The 19402-nt window shown below is 64.4% G+C and carries 21 protein-coding genes; 15 read left to right on the top strand and 6 right to left on the bottom strand.

Annotation, left to right across the window (positions count from 1 at the left end):
* Positions 1–11: 11 nt before the first annotated feature.
* The 12 genes from IAU68_RS11025 (at position 12) to IAU68_RS10970 (ending at position 9137) form a co-directional block, all read left to right on the top strand.
* Positions 12–2312, top strand: a complete 2301-nt coding sequence (locus IAU68_RS11025; protein ID WP_407928713.1) for a transglycosylase domain-containing protein — start codon at positions 12–14, stop codon at positions 2310–2312.
* Between the two features lie 3 nt (positions 2313–2315).
* Complete coding sequence (locus IAU68_RS11020; RefSeq protein WP_171194583.1) at positions 2316–3857, top strand: glycosyltransferase family 87 protein; 1542 nt, start codon at positions 2316–2318, stop codon at positions 3855–3857.
* A 2-nt stretch (positions 3858–3859) separates the two neighbouring features.
* Positions 3860–4048, top strand: a complete 189-nt coding sequence (locus IAU68_RS11015; RefSeq protein ID WP_171194582.1) for a hypothetical protein — start codon at positions 3860–3862, stop codon at positions 4046–4048.
* A 22-nt stretch (positions 4049–4070) separates the two neighbouring features.
* Positions 4071–4514 carry a hypothetical protein gene (locus IAU68_RS11010; RefSeq protein WP_171194581.1) on the top strand — a complete coding sequence of 148 codons (444 nt, stop codon included), beginning with the start codon at positions 4071–4073 and terminating at the stop codon, positions 4512–4514.
* A 110-nt stretch (positions 4515–4624) separates the two neighbouring features.
* A complete protein-coding gene (gene rpsF, locus IAU68_RS11005; RefSeq protein ID WP_063937112.1) occupies positions 4625–4921 on the top strand; it encodes a 30S ribosomal protein S6 in 297 nt (98 codons plus the stop codon).
* Positions 4922–4973: 52 nt separating this feature from the next.
* Positions 4974–5603, top strand: a complete 630-nt coding sequence (locus IAU68_RS11000; RefSeq protein ID WP_171194580.1) for a single-stranded DNA-binding protein — start codon at positions 4974–4976, stop codon at positions 5601–5603.
* 48 nt (positions 5604–5651) lie between these two features.
* A complete protein-coding gene (rplI, locus tag IAU68_RS10995) occupies positions 5652–6104 on the top strand; it encodes a 50S ribosomal protein L9 (RefSeq protein WP_171194579.1) in 453 nt (150 codons plus the stop codon).
* Between the two features lie 136 nt (positions 6105–6240).
* On the top strand, positions 6241–7005 hold the full coding sequence (locus IAU68_RS10990; protein WP_171194578.1) for a chymotrypsin family serine protease: 765 nt from the start codon (positions 6241–6243) through the stop codon (positions 7003–7005).
* Positions 7006–7070: 65 nt separating this feature from the next.
* Positions 7071–7358 (top strand): antitoxin, encoded by a 288-nt coding sequence (locus IAU68_RS11635; protein ID WP_171194577.1) that lies wholly within the window; start codon positions 7071–7073, stop codon positions 7356–7358.
* A 14-nt stretch (positions 7359–7372) separates the two neighbouring features.
* Complete coding sequence (locus IAU68_RS10980; protein ID WP_171194576.1) at positions 7373–7771, top strand: type II toxin-antitoxin system VapC family toxin; 399 nt, start codon at positions 7373–7375, stop codon at positions 7769–7771.
* Positions 7772–7776: 5 nt separating this feature from the next.
* A complete protein-coding gene (locus tag IAU68_RS10975; protein ID WP_171194575.1) occupies positions 7777–8463 on the top strand; it encodes an AAA family ATPase in 687 nt (228 codons plus the stop codon).
* The gene (locus IAU68_RS10970) at positions 8460–9137 is read left to right on the top strand and encodes an AAA family ATPase (RefSeq protein WP_171194574.1); all 678 of its coding nucleotides are present in this window, start codon (positions 8460–8462) and stop codon (positions 9135–9137) included. The genes IAU68_RS10975 and IAU68_RS10970 overlap by 4 nt, the downstream gene beginning before the upstream one ends.
* Here the strand turns inward: IAU68_RS10970 and IAU68_RS11525 are convergent.
* Positions 9134–9511, bottom strand: a complete 378-nt coding sequence (locus IAU68_RS11525; protein ID WP_171194573.1) for a type II toxin-antitoxin system death-on-curing family toxin — start codon at positions 9509–9511, stop codon at positions 9134–9136. The genes IAU68_RS10970 and IAU68_RS11525 overlap by 4 nt on opposite strands.
* 319 nt (positions 9512–9830) lie before the next feature.
* Between IAU68_RS11525 and IAU68_RS10960 the strand changes: the two genes are divergently transcribed.
* From IAU68_RS10960 to dnaB, 3 genes are all read left to right on the top strand, one after another.
* Positions 9831–10571, top strand: coding sequence for a chymotrypsin family serine protease (locus IAU68_RS10960; RefSeq protein ID WP_187767826.1), 741 nt, complete (start codon positions 9831–9833; stop codon positions 10569–10571).
* 50 nt (positions 10572–10621) lie between these two features.
* Positions 10622–12682 (top strand): RecQ family ATP-dependent DNA helicase, encoded by a 2061-nt coding sequence (locus tag IAU68_RS10955; protein ID WP_171194571.1) that lies wholly within the window; start codon positions 10622–10624, stop codon positions 12680–12682.
* A gap of 366 nt (positions 12683–13048) precedes the next feature.
* Entirely contained in the window at positions 13049–14554 is a 1506-nt protein-coding gene (gene dnaB, locus IAU68_RS10950; protein ID WP_171194570.1) for a replicative DNA helicase, read from the top strand.
* An 11-nt stretch (positions 14555–14565) separates the two neighbouring features.
* Here dnaB and IAU68_RS10945 read toward each other — a convergent pair whose 3' ends face one another.
* The 5 genes from IAU68_RS10945 to IAU68_RS10925 all read right to left on the bottom strand — a co-directional run bounded on the left by IAU68_RS10945 (position 14566) and on the right by IAU68_RS10925 (position 19358).
* Positions 14566–15135 (bottom strand): hypothetical protein, encoded by a 570-nt coding sequence (locus IAU68_RS10945; RefSeq protein ID WP_171194569.1) that lies wholly within the window; start codon positions 15133–15135, stop codon positions 14566–14568.
* A 54-nt stretch (positions 15136–15189) separates the two neighbouring features.
* Entirely contained in the window at positions 15190–16503 is a 1314-nt protein-coding gene (locus IAU68_RS10940; protein ID WP_171194568.1) for an MFS transporter, read from the bottom strand.
* Positions 16504–16710: 207 nt separating this feature from the next.
* Positions 16711–18906: a heavy metal translocating P-type ATPase gene (locus IAU68_RS10935; RefSeq protein WP_171194567.1), complete on the bottom strand. Its 2196-nt coding sequence runs from the start codon at positions 18904–18906 to the stop codon at positions 16711–16713.
* Positions 18907–18936: 30 nt separating this feature from the next.
* Positions 18937–19140: a heavy-metal-associated domain-containing protein gene (locus IAU68_RS10930; RefSeq protein WP_171194566.1), complete on the bottom strand. Its 204-nt coding sequence runs from the start codon at positions 19138–19140 to the stop codon at positions 18937–18939.
* A gap of 17 nt (positions 19141–19157) precedes the next feature.
* A complete protein-coding gene (locus tag IAU68_RS10925) occupies positions 19158–19358 on the bottom strand; it encodes a transporter (protein ID WP_171194565.1) in 201 nt (66 codons plus the stop codon).
* Positions 19359–19402 lie beyond the last annotated feature (44 nt).

The raw sequence follows: 19402 nt of genomic DNA, 5'->3' as shown, positions 1-19402 counted from the left end.
AGGGAAAACGAGTGACAGAAAACGCGAAGCGCCGCGACTCGGTGGCGGATAAGGAACGCGAAACCGCGTCGGATAAAGCCGGCACGTCGAAGAAAAGTGGCGGCTCCACGAAGGTGAAAAAGAAGAAGAAATCGCGCGTGTGGCAATGGATCGTCGCGGTCCTTCTCTTCCTCCTCATGCTCGCCGCCATCCCGGCGAGCTGGTTCTTCTTCAACTACGCCAAGGCAGTTGTGCCCGAGCCGGGGGAGATCGAGACCGCCCAGATCTCCAACATCTTCTACAGCGACAACCAAAAAGAGCTCGCGCGCATCGTCCCGCCGGAGGGCAACCGTAAGCAGATCCCGCTGGACCAGGTGCCCGAGGACGTGCAAAACGCCGTGCTAGCCGCCGAGGACCGCGACTTCTGGACCAACTCCGGCTTCTCCCCGTCCGGCTTCGCCCGCGCGGCGATCGGCCAGTTGACCGGCAACGCCTCCGCCGGCGGCGGCTCGACGATCACCCAGCAGTACGTGAAAAACGCGCTGGTGGGCAACGAGCACTCCTACGAGCGCAAGGCCAAGGAGCTCGTCTACTCGGTCAAGATGACCAACCAGTGGGAAAAGGCGGACATCCTGCGCGCCTACCTCAACACCGTCTACTTCGGACGCAACGCATACGGGGTGGAAGCCGCCGCACACGCCTACTTCGATAAACCTGCCTCCCAGCTCACCCTGGAGGAAGGCGCGGTGCTCGCCGCGTCCATCCAGCTACCCAGCCAGCTCGATCCGTGGACCAACCGCGAGGCCGCCGAAGCGCGCTGGAACTACGTCATGGACGGCATGGTGGAAACCGGCTCCATCACCCCGGAGCAGCGCGCCAACGCCCGCTACCCGGAAACCCGCGACCCGGCGACCTACTCCGCCTACACCGAGGCCACCGGCGCGAACGGCCTGATCAAAAACCAGGTCGTCGCGGAGCTGGCCACCATCGGCATCACTGAGGACGACCTGACCAACCGCGGCCTGCAGATCACCACCACGATCAATGCGGCAACCCAGGACAACGTGGAAAACATCACCCGCGAGCGCCTGTCCGCCCTGCAGGACGACGCCCGTTCCGCAGTCGTCGCCATCGACCCGCGCAGCGGCGCCGTGCGCGCCTACTACGGCGGCGAGGAAGCCAGCGGCTGGGACTACGCCAACGCTGGCCTGCAGACCGGCTCCACGTTCAAGATCTTCGCGCTCGCGGCCGCCCTGCAGCAGGGCATCCCGCTGACGTCCATGTTCGATTCTTCCCCGGTGACCCTGCCGGGCAACCACGTCGTGACCAACTGGGACGGTGGTGGCGGCGGCATGCTGTCGATGAAGGAAGCTACCCGGACATCGTCGAACACTGCCTACATGCGCATCCAGGACGAGCTGGACAACGGCACCCAGGACACCGCAGATATGGCGCACGCGCTCGGCGTGGCCCGCTCGATTCCGGGCATCCCGGTCACGCTGCGTGAAAACGGCGGCCAGCCGTATGAAGGCATCGTGCTGGGCCAGTACCAATCCCGCGTGCTGGATATGGCTACTGCCGTGTCCACGCTGACCAACCGCGGCGCGATGCACCCGACCCACTTTGTGGAAAAGGTCGTCGACGCCAACGGCGAGGTCCTCTACGAAAACGACAACGAGTACACCGAGCGCCGCGTCTCCGAGCAGGTGGCGGACAACGTCCTCGACGCGATGCAGACCGTGCCGGGCTACTCCAACGCCGTGTTGGCCGGTGGCCGCCCGGCGGCAGCGAAGACCGGCACCGCCCAAATGGGCGACACCGGCAACAACAAGGACGCTTGGATGGTCGGCTCCACCCCGCAGCTCGCAGTGGCCGTGTGGGTGGGCACCGCCGACAACACCTCCCCGATCTTCAACGAGTGGGGCGGCATCATGTACGGCTCCAACACCCCGTCCCAGATCTGGAAGCAGTTCCTGGACACCGAGTTGGAGGGCCAGGAGTTTGAGTACTTTGAACCGGCTAACCCGGTGTACTGGGGTGTCAACGCCTACAACGGCGGCACCGGACTCGGTGGCTACTACTCGGCGCCGACCAACCAGTGGGGCGGCGGCACCGGGTACTACCAGCCAGCGCCGGCCGCCCCCGCGGCGGAGACGCTGGGCGAGCCGTCCGGGGAACAGCCGCCGGCCCCCGCACCGGCACCCGCCCCGGCCCCCGCCCCCGCACCGGCGCCAGCCCCGGCACCGGCACCGGCACCGGCACCGGCCCCCGCGCCGGATCTGCGCGACACAGTCAACGACGTCATCGGACAAGTCCAGGAAGCATTCCAGTAGAGCATGGCTAACACCGAGCAACCAACGATTACGTGGCCGGATCCGGCCGACCGCGTCCAGCCGGGTCTGACCGAGCCGGCCGCCCGCGGCTGGGTGAACTACCTCGGCGGGCCGATGGGGCGCTTCGCCCAAATCGGCCGTGCCCGGTTCTGGACCCCGCTGCGCACCATCATCGCGGTGGCCTACATCTTTTTGTCCTTCGGCGTGCTGCAGAAGTCGCACTGCGCCGGCGGCAAAGCCGACGACAACGGCATCATCCAGCTCAACTGGGACGGCAACCGCCAGTACACCGCGGCCTGTTACAACGACATCATCCCGCTCTACGGCGCCCGCGGGCTCGACCAGCCCGGTTTCGTCTACGACTACTCGTGGGTGGAGGACGGCCTGACCCGCTACATGGAATACCCGGTGCTTGCCGGTCTGTTCCAGCAGCTCTCGGCGTGGATCTCGCGCGGCACGTACGGGCTCGTCGATAGCTTCCTGCCCGATTCGGGCTGGTACTTCTACATCACCGCGCTGCTGATGTCGATCATCTGGGTCATCACCATCCGCATGGTGGCGGAACTGGCGGGCAACCGTATCTGGGACACCTTGCTGGTGGCGGGCTCGCCGCTACTGATCGTCCACGCGTTCACCAACTGGGACATCCCCTCGATCTTCTTCGCCGTCGCCGCGATGCTCGCCGCCCGCAACCGTAAGTGGTGGCTCGCCGGCGCTCTGATCGGCTTGGGCACCGCGTTCAAGCTCTGGCCGCTGTTCCTGCTCGGCGCCTACCTCACCGTGGCCATCCGCAAGCGCGACCTCGTGCCGTTTTTCAAGATGCTCGTCGCCACCGCCGTCGCGTGGGTCGCGGTCAACGCGCCGGTGTACTTGCGCAACCCGGACGCGTGGGGCGAGTTCAACCGCCTCAACACGGACCGCAGCTGGGAGTGGACCACCATCTACGCGGTGATCTCCCGCGAGTTCGGCTGGACCGGCTTCGATTCCGGCGAGGGCGCCCCGGTGATCCTCAACGCCGTCACCCTCATCCTGTTTTTGCTCGGCTGCCTGTGCATCCTCATCCTCGGCCTGCGTGCGCCGCAGACCCCGCGCATCGCGGAGCTGGTCGTGCTCATCGTCGGCTGCTTCCTGCTGTTTAACAAGGTGTGGAGCCCGCAGTACTCGATCTGGTTCATCGTCCCGGCAGTGCTGGCGCTGCCGCACTGGCGTCTCCTGCTGTCCTGGATGGTCGTCGACATGGCGGTCTGGCCAGTGCTGATGTGGCACATGATGGGTGAGGACAACCTCGGCGTGCCGGGCTGGTTCCTCGACATTGTCATCATCTCGCGCGACGCGTTCATCGTGGCGATCATGGTGCTCGTCGTCAAGCAGATCCTCGGCAAACGCCCGGACAAGGTCCGCGAAGCGCACAACGGCCACGATCCGCTCATGTCGCTGCCGTACGAGTGGAAGGAGCCGTTGCTTGACGACGACACCACCACCCGCGAAGTTGAGCACGCTTCGACCGAGACCGCTGGCGCCGGGTCGACAGTAGTGACCAGTTAGTCATGAACGCCACCGTGATGTTAGGCATCGCCTCCATCTTGGTGGCGTTTTGCCTGTTTGCCACGTCGTTTTACATGACCACGAAGGGGCGCAAGAAACCCGCGATCATTTTCGGCGTCGTGGCGTTTTTATTCATGACGATTATCCCGGTCTCGCTGGCGCTGTTCGGGGCTGTGCCCAACCCGACCTAAGAACTTTCGTTACGGTGGCCACATGTCTACGAAACGTGTGTTTGCCCTGACCGTCGCCGCAACGGCCGGCCTCGCGCTTTCCGCGTGCGCCGAATCCGACGACTCCGCCACGTCAGCGGAGCCCGTGACCGAAACCGTCGCCTCCGTGGAGACGGTCAGCGAGGGGCGTGACGACGACGCCGACCGGGACGACCGGGACGATGACGCCGACGACCGTGCTGGCGCACCCGCGCAGCCGGCCGCGAACGGCGAGCTGCCCGAAGCCGTGACCGGTTATACCGACGAGGCCCGTGCGGAGATGCGCGACGAGAACGTCTCCGAGGCCGACGTCGAAGCGGCGCTCGCGGCCGCGCACGAGGGCAACGCGAGCGTGGAGTGGGAAGACGACGGCTACTTCGAGATCGAGCACGGCGAGGTTGAAATCGATATCGACCCGGCCGGTCTGGTCCGCGACGCCGGTCGCTAGATTTCGCGCAACCGCCCAGGTGGGGTAGTCTGGGCAGGTTGCTTGACGCAACGACCCTCCTGCCATGACCACAAGGGTGATGGCCGATAGAACCAAGACCATAGGAGGTGATGAGGTCCGTGCGTCACTACGAAGTAATGATCATCCTCGATCCGCAGCAGGATGAGCGCACCGTTGCCCCGTCCCTGGATAAGTTCCTCGAGACCGTCCGCAAGGACAACGGCAAGGTGGAAAACGTTGATGTGTGGGGCAAGAAGCGTCTTGCTTACCCGATCAACAAGAAGGAAGAGGGCATCTACGCCGTTATCAACCTCGACTGCGAGGCTGACACGGTCAAGGAGCTCGACCGCGTGCTGAACCTGAACGAGAACGTTCTGCGTACCAAGGTTCTGCGTACCGACAAGTAAGAACCGGTAGGCTCAGAATCCACACGATCAGCAGGTAGGAAGGTTCAAACAGATGGCTCAAGGCGATACCCCGATCACCGTTGTCGGCAACCTGGTTGCGGACCCGGAACTTCGTTTCATCCCGAGTGGCGCCGCGGTCGCGAACTTCCGCATCGCGTCGACCCCTCGCGTGTACAACCGTGAGACGAACCAGTTCGAGGACGGCGAAGCACTGTTTTTGACCTGCAACTGTTGGCGCCAGATGGCCGAGAACGTCGCAGAATCCCTGACGAAGGGCATGCGCGTCGTGGTCAACGGTCGGCTCAAGCAGCGTTCCTACCAGACCAAAGAAGGCGAAAACCGCACGGTGTTCGAGGTCGAGGTCGACGAGGTCGGCCCGTCGTTGAAGTACGCCAGCGCCTCCGTGAACCGCAACCCGCGTGAGGGCGGGCAGGGCGGCTACGGCGGTGGCCAGGGCAACCAGGGTGGCGGCTTCGGCGGTCAGAACCAGAACCAGGGCGGGTTCGGCGGCAACCAGGCTGGCGGCTTCGGCGGCCAGAACCAGGGCCAGGGCAGCCAGGGGGGCTTCAACAGCAACCAGGGCGGCCAGCAGAACCAGTCCCAGCAGCCTCCGCATGATCCGTGGGGTTCCGCTCCCGAGGCCGGCGGCTTCGGCGGCGCGGGCGATGAGCCACCGTTCTAAACGACAACCACACATCAAGCATTTTTCACCATAAGGAAGGTTAGGATTATGAAGCTGATCCTCACCGCTGCCGTCGAGAAGCTTGGCGAACCTGGCGAGGTCGTCGAGGTCAAGGACGGTTACGGACGCAACTTCCTGCTCCCGCGCGGCCTGGCTATCCCGGCTACCCGCGGCGCAGAGAAGCAGATCGAAGACATTAAGCGTGCTCAGGCTGAGCGCCAGGTCCGCGACCTGGACCACGCCAAGGAGCTGCGCGACCAGCTCGACCAGCTCAAGGGCGTCAAGGTCGCTGTTCGCACCGCGAACAACGGCAAGCTCTTCGGCTCCGTCAAGGCAGCCGACATCGCCGAGGCAGTCAAGGCTGCCGGCGGCCCGAACCTGGACAAGCGCCGCATCAACGTGCCCAAGGGGCTCGTGACCAAGACCGGTGGCTACCAGGTCAAGGTGAACCTCCACGACGACGTGGAGGGCAAGGTGAACTTCGAGGTCGTAAGCGCGTAAGTACTCGCTTGACGACGACTGCCTGCCGGTAAGCAAGCAGTCCAACGACAACAGCATTTAAGCGTGGACCCCACTTGTGAGGAGTGGGGTCCACGCTTTTTCTGTATCCGTGCGAGGCCGGTTTAGGATGCTTGTCATGACTTCTTCCCGGGCGCGCGGGGTGCGCAATGCGATTGTGTCAGTCGTCGTCACGCTAGCTGGCGTGCTCGGGATGGCGGCCACGCCGGCGAACGCCCTGCCGATGTACGCGGGCGACAGCATCCGCATCGAGTACAGCGACGGGGTGAAATATGGCTGCACGCTAAATTCCATCGCATACCGGGGTGGTGCGATGTACGGGGTGACCGCCGGGCACTGTCTTGCACCGATTGGGGGTGCGCGGCCGGTTCGCGTGCTCGCAGCCGACGCCCGCACGCCGATTTCTGGGGACCTGCGCGACTCCGGATTCCTGTTGGAGGGCGATAACACGCTCGGCGGTGCGTTGAAGGACGTCGCGTGGTTCCCGATGGCCGGTCATGTGACCGACCCGCGTGCGATGCGTGGCGGGTTTATCGATCTACCGTTTATCGGCGCGATCCAGGGTTTGAGCGGGTTCGCGCAGTTCATCAACCCGAACCGCCGGATCGCGGGCCGCCAGCCGGTGACCGCCGTGCGCACGGGGCAGATCGTGTGCAAGGACGGGGCGCGCACGTCGCGCACCTGCGGCCCGGTGCTCAATGTGAACCCGCGCACAGGCGAAATCGCGGTACTGATCCTGTCTCTTCAGGGTGACTCCGGGTCACCGGTCTACACCGTGAACCCGGACGGCAGCGCGAACATCGTCGGCATCGTCTCGGGCGCTGCGTACGGCATGTTCGTTGCGGTGGACGCGGCGACACCACTGCCCGCCGGGCTGCGGTAGGGCTTGTTGGGCGTGCCATAGATGTATATTGTTGCGGATATACATTCATTGAAAGGCGGTGCACGATGACACGGTCGGTACGAAAAGGGCCCATCCGGACGACGGTTTTTAAGTCGGGCAATAGTCAAGCCGTCCGAATTCCGGCAGCTCTGCGCTTAGCAACGTCGTCGGTATCGATCGAAGAAGTGCCAGAAGGCCTCTTGCTCAGGCCAGAGGAGGAGGATTTCGGGAATGTCATCGCGAGGCTCCGGGAATACCAAAAAAGACACGGTCTCGAACCTGGTCTGATCGAAGAAACTGAAGATCTACCAATCGAAGACGTTCCAGATCTCGAGCGCCCATCCCGATCCTAGAGGTACGAACGAGCATGGCCTTTCTTCTGGACACGAACGTATGGATCGATCTTGAGCGTGGCGACGAGCCAAATGTCATCGAGCGTGCCCAACAATGTCAGAGCAGCGGCCTCTACCTGTCAACCATTGTGTTGGGAGAGATCGAGGCCGGTATCCAGCGGTCGAGCAGAGCGCAATACGCGCGTGAGACGTACAACATTCTCCTTCGCTCTCGCCCGGTAGTTGGGGTGGATAGCGGTTGCGCGACCATTTACGGGCGGCTGCGGGCACACTTGCTTGATCGCGGACAAATTATTGGCGCGAATGATCTGTGGATAGCAGCGCAGTCCATTTGCCACGATCTCACCTTGGTTACAGCTAATGTGAAGGAGTTTTCCCGAGTTCCTGACCTCGAGATTGAGGATTGGCGGTAACGACCATGTACCTCACCCGCGTCAGGATCACCCAGCCTGTGTTGGGCTATGCGCGCGATCTGCCGGTGGTGCGCCGCCTGACACAGGCACCGCTCGAGCTCGCGCCGGTGACGATCCTGACGGGCGATAACGGCTCCGGGAAATCCACACTTATCGAGGCCATCGCGGCCGCCATGGGAGCGAACCCCGCCGGCGGCTCCCGCTACGCACAATTCACCGCCGCCGATCACTCCGACCTGCACCGCTCGCTCACGCTAACCCGCCGCGAAAACCCGCGCGACGTGTACTTCCTGCGCGGGGAGACGTACCTCGACCTCGCCGAATACCACGAAAGCCTCGGCCCAGAGGACCCGCTGGTGGGGCTCACCCGCCGCAGCCACGGCCAAGGCATCATGCAGATGGCACGCGAGCGCTTCGGGCCCGAGTCGTTGATCATCCTCGACGAGCCCGAAGACGGCCTGTCGGTGTTTTCCCAACTCGAACTGCTGGGCGTACTCACGGTGCTGGTGCGTCGCGGGGCACAGGTGGTCGTCGCTACGCACTCGCCCGTCCTCCTCGCCATCCCAGAGGCCCGCATCCTGCGCGTTCCCGAGCTCGAGCCTGTGCTTTACGACGACTGCGAAGCCGTCACCGCCACCCAAGAATTCATCAACGACCCAGCCGCGACCGCGCGCTATCTGGTGGAGCCATGATGTTCATCGAGCGCGTCGACGTCGACGCTTCCGCTGCACCGGACTGGGCGGTGGAGACCCCCGCCATCAGCCACGTTGCCGAGTTCGGGTTTGCCCTGACGCACCCGATCACGTTGATCACTGGCGACAACGGTGTGGGCAAATCGACGCTGCTCGAGGGCATGGCGCGGGCCTGGGGCTTTACCACCGAAGGCGGCACGTGGGGAGTCGACAAAGCTGGCGCGCATGACCCGCTGTACGGTGCGCTGTCGCTGGTCACGGGTCCGCGGGCGAAAGCTGGGTACTTCCTGCGCGGGGAGACGCACACCCGGGTGACCGAGTTCGGCGGGCGCTCCCACGGCGAGTCGGTGCTGGAATTGACGTCGCGGCTCATCCCGAATGCGCTTTATCTTCTCGACGAGCCCGAGTCCGGGCTGTCCGCCGTCGCTCAAATGGCGCTGCTGGCGCAGTTGCATGCGTTGGGGGAGCAGGGGGCACAGGTGGTCGTCGTCACGCACTCGCCCATCCTGCTGGGGATTCCGGGTGCGGAAATCGTGGAAGTTGCCGCTGACGGTGTGGAGCGTGGTCTCGCGGTGGAGGACACCCTGGCGTACCGGGCGATGCGCGACTTTCTTTCTGACCCGCACGGCATCGCGGAGTTCATGGCCGAGTGGGCGGAGGGGGAGTTGGGTTAGTGCTCGGTTATGCGTTGTAAGCGAGAGGCGATTTCGGAAACTTCCAAGTGCTTTGACGCTACGTCGCAGACAAGCTCAAACAAGTCATCGTCGTCGATCGCCGTGTCAGGCACGCCGTATGATCGGAGAAAAAGCAGAGTCAGCAGAACACCGACACGTTTGTTTCCGTCGTGAAGAGGATGGCTTGACTCGATACTGTCCAGAAGGGCAGCCGCCTTCCTCCACATGTCTGGATATAGGTCGCGGCCGTTGAATTGAAGCCAAGGCCGTTCGATCGCGGACGCAAGGAGACCCATGTCTTTCACATGGAACCCCTGATGTGTTAACCACTCGGCAAGGATCTCGAGTCGGAAGACTGACCGGGGATCCGTCATGCGTCTTTAAGCCGGTTCATGAGTGCTGTCCGTTCCGAATAAATCCGGTCAAGCTCAGTGTGGGCAAAACGCCGAGCAGCTTCTCGATCCCACTCTTGGTGGATAAGCCGAAGGAGAGTTTGTTGCTTCGACGTACCACTTTCCTCGGCAAGGTCAGATAGCATCCGGTCGTCTTCGGGAGTGAGCCGTAAGTTGAGAGCCATAAACGAATAGTACCGGTTTGGTACCAACCGTAAAGGGGAGTTGGGTTAGTGCTCGCGCCAGCAGCGCCGTGTATTAGGCTGAGCAGGTCTTTTGTAGTTTCACCTGAAGGATTGCCATGTTCCGTCGGGCAAGGCGCCGCTTGAGCGCTGCCGTCGCCGCTACCGTTTTATCTCTAACCGCATCGTTTGCGGCTGCGGCCCCTGCTGCTGCGTACGACGTATACGGCGGCGACCTCATCTACATCAAGCGCCACAACGGCACGCTGGGTCAGTGCACGTTGAACTCTGTCGCGCGCCGCGGTGGCGCCCTGTACGGCATTACCTCAGGTCACTGCATGCCGGGCGCGGCAAAGGTGCTCGCGTCGGACCGGAAGACTCCGATCGCGTCGAACCTGGCGGATTCCGGCTACATCAATGTGGGCAGCGGTTTGAACGAGCGTAACGACGACATCGGGTGGTTCCGGCTCGACCCGCACGTCAAAGATGCGCACGCCATGCGTGGTGGAAGCCTCACCGCCGGTGTCCTCGGGGTGGACACGAAACTGGTGGAGCTGTGGCGCTCGTTTTTCCCCGTCCGGGGTGTTGCGGGGCGCGCTCCCGTGACTGCGGTGCGTCCGGGCACGATTGTGTGCAAGGACGGCGGCCGGACGGGACGTACATGCGGCCCGGTCCTGTCGGTGCGTGCGGGCAGCGGTGAGATCATTGCGGTGCTGCCGTCCGCAACCGGCGATTCCGGCGCGCCGGTGTATATGACGGGCCCTGGTGGCAAGGCGGTCATCGTCGGAGTACTCAGCGGCGCGGGGTGGGGTCGCACACTCGCCGACGCCGTGCAGCCGCTTCCCGCAGGATTGCACTAGCATTTGCGCAGGTCACGGTCGTGTCGTAGCCGTGTTATAGGGTGTGCGCCATGACAGCGACGCGACCTCAAGCCGACGAACTTCTCACAGGCATCGCAGGGCCGGATGCAGCCCTTCGCGACGACCAGTGGACCGCCATCGATTCCCTGGTCAACCAGCGAAAACGCATGCTTGTCGTGCAACGCACCGGGTGGGGGAAGTCGGCGGTGTACTTCATCGCCGCGAAACTGCTGCGCGAGGCGGGCGCGGGGCCGTCGATTATCGTTTCTCCCTTGCTCGCGCTGATGCGTAGCCAGGTCGAAGCAGCCGCCCGCGCCGGGATTCGCGCAGCGACGATCAACTCATCGAACATGACCCAGTGGGACGAGATCCAGGCGAGCCTGAACGACTACGACCTGCTGCTGATCAGCCCGGAGCGACTCAATGCGCCCGATTTCCGCGAGCAGGTCCTGCCGCAGCTGGCCCGCTCGGTGGGCATGCTTGTTGTCGACGAGGCGCACTGCATTTCCGACTGGGGCCACGACTTCCGCCCGGACTACCGCCGGATTGCGTTGCTTATCGACGATCTGCCGCCCGAAACCCCTGTACTTGCCACCACCGCCACCGCGAACGACCGCGTGGTGGCCGACGTCGTTGCCCAACTCGGCGTGGACACCGGTGTGCTGCGCGGCGGGTTGGACCGCGAGTCGCTCGCGCTCAACGTCGTGCAACTGCCGGATCCGACCCAGCGCGCGGCGTGGATCGCGCAGTACCTCGCGCAGGTGGAAGGCTCCGGCATCATTTACTGCCTCACCGTCGCGGCCGCCCACGACCTCGCCGAGGCGCTGGAGACCGCCGGGTGGAACGTCGCCGCGTACACCGGACGCACCGAGGCGGAGGAGCGCGAACGACTTGAGCGCGCCTTGATCGACAACGAACTCAAGGCACTCGTTGCCACGTCCGCGCTCGGCATGGGCTTCGACAAACCCGACCTCGGTTTCGTGGTCCACCTCGGCGCGCCGTCATCGCCGGTGAGCTACTACCAGCAGATCGGCCGCGCCGGGCGTGCCACTGACCACGCCGAGGTCGTACTCCTGCCCGGCCCGGAGGACCAGCGTGTGTGGGATTACTTCGCCTCCGTGTCCATGCCGGAGGAGCCGGTGGTGCAGCGACTGCTCGCAGCGCTTGGCGACGAACCTGTCTCCACCCCGAAACTCGAAAACGCCGTCGACCTTTCACGCAGCCGCATCGACCAGGCGCTGAAGGTCCTCGACGTCGACGGTGCCGTGCGTCGCGTCAAGGGCGGCTGGGTGTCCACGGGTGCGGCGTGGTCCTACGACCACGACCGCTACGGCGGCCTGGCGCAGGCGCGCGAGCGCGAGCAGGACTTGATGCTCGCCTTTGAGTCCACCGACGGGTGTCGGATGGCGTTTCTGCGCCGCGAACTCGACGACCCTACCCTCGGACCCGAGGAGCGCTGCGGGCGGTGCGACAACTGCACCGGTGAGCACCTGTCGGTCGAAGTGGATCCCGCGCTGGCAGAGCGTATCGACGCCCGCCTCAAGGCCCCTGGCGTGCAACTTTCCCAGCGCAAAATGTGGCCGACCGGATCTGCGCGCCGCGGCAAGATAAAGGGTGTGCAGCCAGGCAAGGCGCTCGGCCGCTTGAACGACGTCGCCCGCGGGCCGGCGTTGGCGGCCCTGCTGCGCGACAACGCGTACCGCCCGGCGGAAAACTGGCGCGACGACCAGTGGCTGGGTCGCTTCGTCGCCGTCCTGGCGGACTGGGATTGGGCTGAGCGCCCCGCCACCGTTGTCGCGCTCGGCGATGCCGACCCTGCCCGCCACGAGATGGTCGCCGCCACCGCCGAGGCGTTGGCGCGGGTGGGGCAGATGGCCTTTGGCGGTGTCGTCGGCACGCAAGAGCACGCGGTGGAGGCCCGCAACTCGGCGTTCCGCGTTAACGCGCTCGACCGGTACTACGACTGGGCGGGGCTCGACATCGCCGCCGGACCGGTGCTGCTGCTCGCCGGGGAGGTGGATTCCGGGTGGTCCGTCACTGTCGCCGCGGCCGATGTTAGCGAGCGGTTCGGCGTGGAGGTGCTGCCGCTCGCGTTTGCTTCGCGGGCCTAGTGCACCCGGGTGTGTAGACCTGTGACGCAATGTGGATAAGTGTGGATTGATATGGCCAGCACAGGGGGTACAACGAGCGGAAAACGCGGCAAAGAGGGCGAAAAATGGGTTTGTCAAACCGCGTGGTCGTGGAGTTATCCCCCGATATCGTCACACCGGACAGGATGGAAGTATATCGGTTGACCTGCACTGTTGGGATAGTTTCCTGCGGGTTCGGCGCCGTTGTGCACACGTTATCCACACCATCCTCCGCTGGGCTGTGGATAACTATCCGCACAACGGGAGAAGTTTTCACAGGGGCTGTGGATAACTCGGGGAAATGTCTGATAACGGGGTAATGTCTAAGCGACAGCGAAAGGGGTTCACATGGGTGCGAACGACAGTTTCGACGACTACGTGCCGCCGCCGGAACCGGTGACGGACTACGGCGATTTCGGGGACTTCGCCGACTTTGAAAACAACACCGGCGGGTCAAACCGTTTCAACGGTGGTGGCGGCAAGGACGGGAAGCGCTACAACAAGTACGGCGACAACCGCGACGTGATGCAGGAGTACCGCACCCCGCCGCACGACGAGCGCGCGGAGCGCTCCGTCCTCGGCGCGATGCTGCTCAACCCGGACGTGATCCTGGACGTCGCCGAAGGGCTGCGGCCGGACGACTTCTACCACCCGGCGCACCAGCTCATCTACCAGGCGATTTTGGACCTGTTCGCGCAGGGCAGTTCCGTCGACGTGCTCATCGTCGCGGCCCGCCTCGACCGCCAGGGCGCGCTCGAGCGTGTCGGCGGCGCGCCGTACCTGCACACGTTGATCTCCGAGGTCCCCACCGCGGCGAACGCCCGCTACTACGCGGACATCGTCGAGGAGAAGTCGATCCTGCGCCAACTGGTCAACGCCGGCACCCAGGTGGTCCAGCTGGGCTACGAGGGCGAAGACGGCATGGAGATCGAGGCGCTCGTCGACCACGCGCAGCAGAAGGTCTTCTCCATCTCCCGCAACCAGACGGGTGAGGATTACCGTCCGCTGTCCGACCTGCTCAAGCCGACGATCGATGAGTTGACCATGATCGCCTCCGGGGGCGCACTCGAGGCAGGTGTGCCCACGGGCTTTTTGGACCTGGACAAGCTCACCAATGGTCTGCACGCCGGGCAGATGATCATTATCGCGGCACGTCCTGGTGTGGGTAAGTCGACGCTCGCGCTCGACTTTATGCGTTCCTGCTCGATCCACCAGGGCAAGACGTCGGTGATCTTCTCGCTAGAGATGAGCGCCTCCGAAATCATCATGCGCATGCTCTCGGCGGAAACGGAGATCAAACTCTCCTCCATGCGCTCCGGCCAGATGGAGGAGCGCGACTGGGAGAAACTCACCACCCGCCTCACGGAGATCCAGGACGCTCCGCTGTTTATCGACGACTCCCCGAACCTCACCATGATGGAAATCCGCTCCAAGGCACGCCGCCTGAAGCAGCAGCACGGCCTAGACCTTGTGGTGGTGGACTACCTGCAGCTGATGAGCTCCGGCAAGCGCGTCGAGTCCCGCCAGCAGGAGGTCTCGGAGTTCTCTCGCCACCTGAAACTGCTGGCCAAGGAACTGGAAGTCCCGGTCATTGCGATCTCGCAGCTCAACCGCGGCCCCGAGGCCCGCACCGACAAGCGCCCGCAGTTGGCTGACCTGCGCGAGTCCGGCTCGCTCGAGCAGGACGCCGACATGGTGTTCCTGCTCTACCGCCCCGACTCACAGGATCGTGACGACGAGCGCGCCGGCGAAGCCGACATCATCGTGGCCAAGCACCGCGGCGGCCCGATCGACACCATCCCGGTGGCGCACCAGCTGCACTACTCGCGCTTCGTCAACATGGCGCATGGCTAATTGCGAGGGTATTACCCGACGATGTTGATAAGCGAATGCCAGGTAGAACCGGAGAGGGTATAGCTCATGAGCGGATCGTTGTTCGGGCCGGAACAGCTCAAAGATGTCCCGTCGGAGCCGACCGTGCAACGCAGATCGTAACTGCCACCAGTCACGGGACTGTACACGCCGGAGATATTTGTAAATGGCACAGACGTGACGTTTGGGGTGTTGGTCCAGGTGTACGTGGCATGACGAGCAATCGGGTAAGCTGCGGCAGCTAAGTCACAAGACGTCGTGTCGTTGACCGAAATCTTCGCGCCTTCAGGTGTTATCCCACACGTGCCACCAACCTGCCCCTTGTGCACCGGGTCGAGCGCCAGCGCACCGGCCTGCGGGGCAGCAGGTGCCTCCGGCTCCTCCGGCTCTGAGGCGGGCTCAGGTTCCGGCTCTGGTGGTGTGTGTTCATTCGAGTCATCCACCGGTGCGTCGACAACGGAGGTGACAGTGACCTCGACGGTTTCCGGTTCACCGAAACCACCCGCGCAACCGGCAAGCAAGAGCGAAGTAAATAGAGACAAGGGGACGAGCGCGCGTCGCATATTAATCCTTAAGCCGTCAACAGGGGGTAGGCGTGATGGTACGTGGTGTCGTCGTTAAGCGAGCGCTACGCCCTTTTGCTCAGGAAGGGTGAACGCGGCCGCGCACGCCAGGGCGAACGCAGCGGCGAACAGGCCGAACACCGCCGTGGAACCGCCGAACGCGAGCACTGGCGGGACGATGAGCGGTGCGAGGATCGAACCGACGCGGCCGAACGCGGCGCCCGCGCCGGTGCCGGTCGCGCGGATGGCGGTGGGGTAGAGCTCCGGGCCGATGGCGTAGAGAGCGCCCCACGCGCCGAGGTTGAAAAACGACAACAGGCAGCCGGCGAGGATGATCTGCCACTCGGCGCCCGCGAAACCGTAGCCGAACGCCGCGACGGCTGAGCCCGCGAGGAACACGGACAAGGTGGTGCGGCGGCCCCAGACCTCAATGAGCCAGGCGGCGGCCGCGTAGCCGGGTAGTTGCGCGAGGGTGATGATCAGGGTGAACGTGAACGATCGCACTAGCGAGAAACCTTGCTCGACCAGTAGCGATGGGATCCAGATGAACGCCCCGTAGTACGACAGGGACACGCAGAACCAGACAGTCCAGAAGGCGGCGGTGCGTCGTCGTAACGCGGGGCCCCAGATGCCGCCTTGGATGGGTTCCTCGTGGGGCGGGGTTGCGGTGTCGTAATCGGCGGGGTCGGCCTCGGCTTCGAAGGAGCGGACGATGCGCTCCGCCTCGTCGTGCCGGCCCTCGGATTCTAAGAAGCGCACGGATTCCGGCAGGCCCATACGCACGAAAATCGCGTAAAGCGCCGGCAGCGCGCCAACGGCGAATCCCCAGCGCCACCCTGTTTCGCCGTTTGCGACGACAAAGGTGCCGATCACCGCCGCCAAAATCCACCCGACCGCCCAAAATGCCTCGAGCAACACGACCATGCGGCCGCGAACCTTCCGTGGGGAGAACTCGCTGACCAGTGTCGATGCCACCGGAAGTTCGGCGCCGAGGCCGAGGCCGACGAGGAAGCGGAACACCATCAGTGACGCCACCGACCAGGCCAGGGCAGAGGCGCCGGTAGCCAGGCCGTAGAGCAGCAGTGTGGCGGCGAAGACTTGGCGGCGCCCGATCTTGTCTGCGAGCAGCCCGCCGAGGGAGGCGCCGACCGCCATGCCGATAAAGCCCACCGATGCGATCCAGCTGGTTGTGGATTTCTCCAGGTCCCAGTGCACGGCGAGCGCGGCGATGATGAAGGACACCAGCCCGATGTCCATCGCGTCGAGCGCCCAGCCGATGCCGGAGCCCAGAAGCAGGCGCTTGTGTTTCGGGGTAACGGGCAGGCGGTCGAGGCGCTCGGTGCGTGTGAGCTGCTGGTCAGCGTTCATGGAATGAACTTTAGGCGCTGGCCTGCGCGAATGTGCGGCTTATTATTCAGCGTTCTTCGTTTGGGCTTCCAGCCCGTCGAGCAACGTGTCGATGAGGTTGTGCGCAAGCCTGTCCCGGTCCGGAACACCGGCCGGCTGCGCAGGGAGCGGATGGGACAGGATTCCTGGAAAACGGGACACAGTGTTCCATTTACAGTATCCCTGCTGCTAGGAGCCGCGCGTAACTGTGTTGAACGCCCGCAGGCGCAGTGAGTTCGACACGACGAACACCGACGAGAACGCCATCGCGATGCCGGCGAGCATCGGGTCCAGAAGACCGATCGCGGCGACCGGGATAAGCACCACGTTGTAGGCGAACGCCCAGAACAGGTTGCCCTTGATCGTCTTCAGCGTCTTGCGGGACAGCCGGATCGCGTCCACGGCGGACATCAGCGACGAGTGCATCAGCGTGATGTCGGACGCCTCGATGGCCACGTCGGTGCCGGCCCCCATCGCCATGCCCAGATCGGCCTGGGCCAGCGCAGCCGCATCGTTCACGCCGTCGCCGACCATCGCCACCTGGTGGCCCGCCTCCTGCAGTTGCTTGACCACGTCAACCTTCTGTTCCGGCAGCACACCTGCGGTGACGTTGGCAGGGTCGATGCCCACCTCGGCCGCAATGGCTTCTGCGACGCCTTGGTTGTCGCCGGTGAGCAGGTGCGGGGTCAGGCCGAGCTCCCGCAGGCGGGCCACAGCATCGGCGGAGTCCTCCTTCACCGTGTCGCGCACCGCGATCACACCGGCGACGGCACCGTGGACCTCCACGGCGACGGCTGTCGCGCCACCCTGCTCGGCCGAGTCAAATTCGCCCGCCAGGGCGCCGAGGCCGCCGGTGGGGCGGCCGACGTGGACGGGGGTGTCGTCGATACGCGCGGTCGCCCCGCGACCCGGCAGGTTTTCAAAGCCGGTGGATGCGGGCACCGAGTCGGCTGCGGCAACGATGGCGCGAGCGATCGGGTGCTCCGAGCCTGCCTCCACGCCGGCGGCGAGGCGCAGCACCTCGTCCTCGGTAAACCCGGAACCCGCGGCCACGGAGGCTACACCCATCTGGCCGGTGGTCACGGTGCCGGTCTTATCCATCACCACGGTGTCCACCTGGCGCGTCGATTCGAGCACGTCCGCGCCCTTAATTAGTAGGCCCAACTGCGCGCCGCGGCCGGTGCCCACCAGGATCGCGGTCGGGGTCGCAAGACCAAGCGCGCACGGGCAAGCGATGATGAGTACGGCCACGGCGGCGGTGAAGGCGTCGTCGACCGCGTTGCCCAGCAGCAAGTGCACCACCAGTGTGACCAGCGCGGCCACGATCACCGTCGGCACGAATACGCGCGAGATCCGGTCGACCAGCCGCTCCACCGGGGCCTTGCCGGCTTGGGCGTCCTTGACCAGCTTGCCCATCTGCGCCAACGTGGTCTCGGAGCCGACGCGGGTGGCCTCCACAACCAGGCGCCCGGAGGTGTTCAGGGTCGCGCCGGTAACAGCGTCGCCCTCGGCCACCTCGACGGGGACGGATTCGCCGGTGAGCATGGATTCGTCGATAGCCGAGTGCCCGGAGACCACACGCCCGTCCGTGGCGATTTTCTCGCCCGGGCGTACGACAAATTGATCGCCGACCGTCACATGGGCAATGGGCACGCGGACTTCCTTGCCGTCGCGGATCACGGCGGCGTCCTTGGCACCCATGCTCAGCAGTTCACGCAGCGCCTCAGAGGACTGGCCCTTCGCGCGGGTCTCAAACCACCTGCCGAGCAGCAGGAACGTGATCACCACACACGCGGTTTCCAGATAGATCGGCTCGCCCGGCGGTCCGATAAACAGCGCCCAGATGGACCAGAGGTACGCAGCGGTGGTTCCGAGCGTGATCAGCGTGTCCATCGTCGCCGCGCCGTGCTTCAGATTCACCCACGTTGCGCGGTGGAACACGGCACCGCCCGCGAAGTACACGAGCGTTGTCGCTGCGAGCGCCGCGAATTCCCAGTTTTCAAACTGCAGCGCCGGGATCATGCTCACCAGCATCACCGGCAGCGACACCAGCGCCGACCAGATCGTGGTGCGCTTGAGTTTTTCGGCCTCTTCGTCGCGGGCCTCGTCCAAAGCATCGCTTGACGACGACACCTCGTCTCCCGCAGCCTCATCCCGCATCTCGAAGGCGTCGTAGCCGGCGTTGCGGACTTCGTCGATAAGCGATTGCGGGGTCGCGGACGCAGGGTCGTAGGAGACGGCGGCGGTTTCCGTGGAGTAGTTCACGGTGGCATCAACACCGTCGAGTTTGTTCAATTTGCGCTGGATGCGCGACGAACACGACGAGCAGGTCATCCCTGTCACGCCGAGTTCGATGTGTTCAAGCGCCGTGGGAGTTTGGGTCATGGTCTCACAATATACCCGCGGTCAAGACCCCTACTGGGCCAGCTTGTAGCCCGCTTCCTCAACGGCAGCGGCGATGTCGGTGTCGGCGTAGCCTTCGCCGTCCACGACAACGTTGCCGGAGGTGTGATCGGCCTTCACGCCGGTCACACCTGCAATCTCGGAAATCTCCTCCTGCACGCTCAATTCGCAGTGCCCGCAGGTCATACCCTCAACCTGGAATGTGCGCTGTGCCATGACTGCCTCCTTGGGGCTCAGTAGTGTAGTTCGTATCCCGCGTTTACCGCGGCGAGGCGGACATCTTCGTCGGTGAAGATGAATCCAACAACAGTAAGGATGCCCTGCTCGATGTCGATGTCAACCTCGTGTGCGCCCTCGACCATCGACAGTTCGTCGGCAAGCGATGCGACAGCCACTTCATCGTCCGGCCCCGAAATGCGGTAGGTCTTCGTCATGGCTGTTGAGCGCCTCCTTAAAGCAGCCCGTGCGCGGGGGTGGA

It is taken from the genome of Corynebacterium lujinxingii, assembly GCF_014490555.1.
GTDB classification, from domain to species: domain Bacteria; phylum Actinomycetota; class Actinomycetes; order Mycobacteriales; family Mycobacteriaceae; genus Corynebacterium; species Corynebacterium lujinxingii.
Note: the sequence above shows the minus strand (reverse complement) of the source record. Positions and strands in the feature narration are given on the sequence as shown.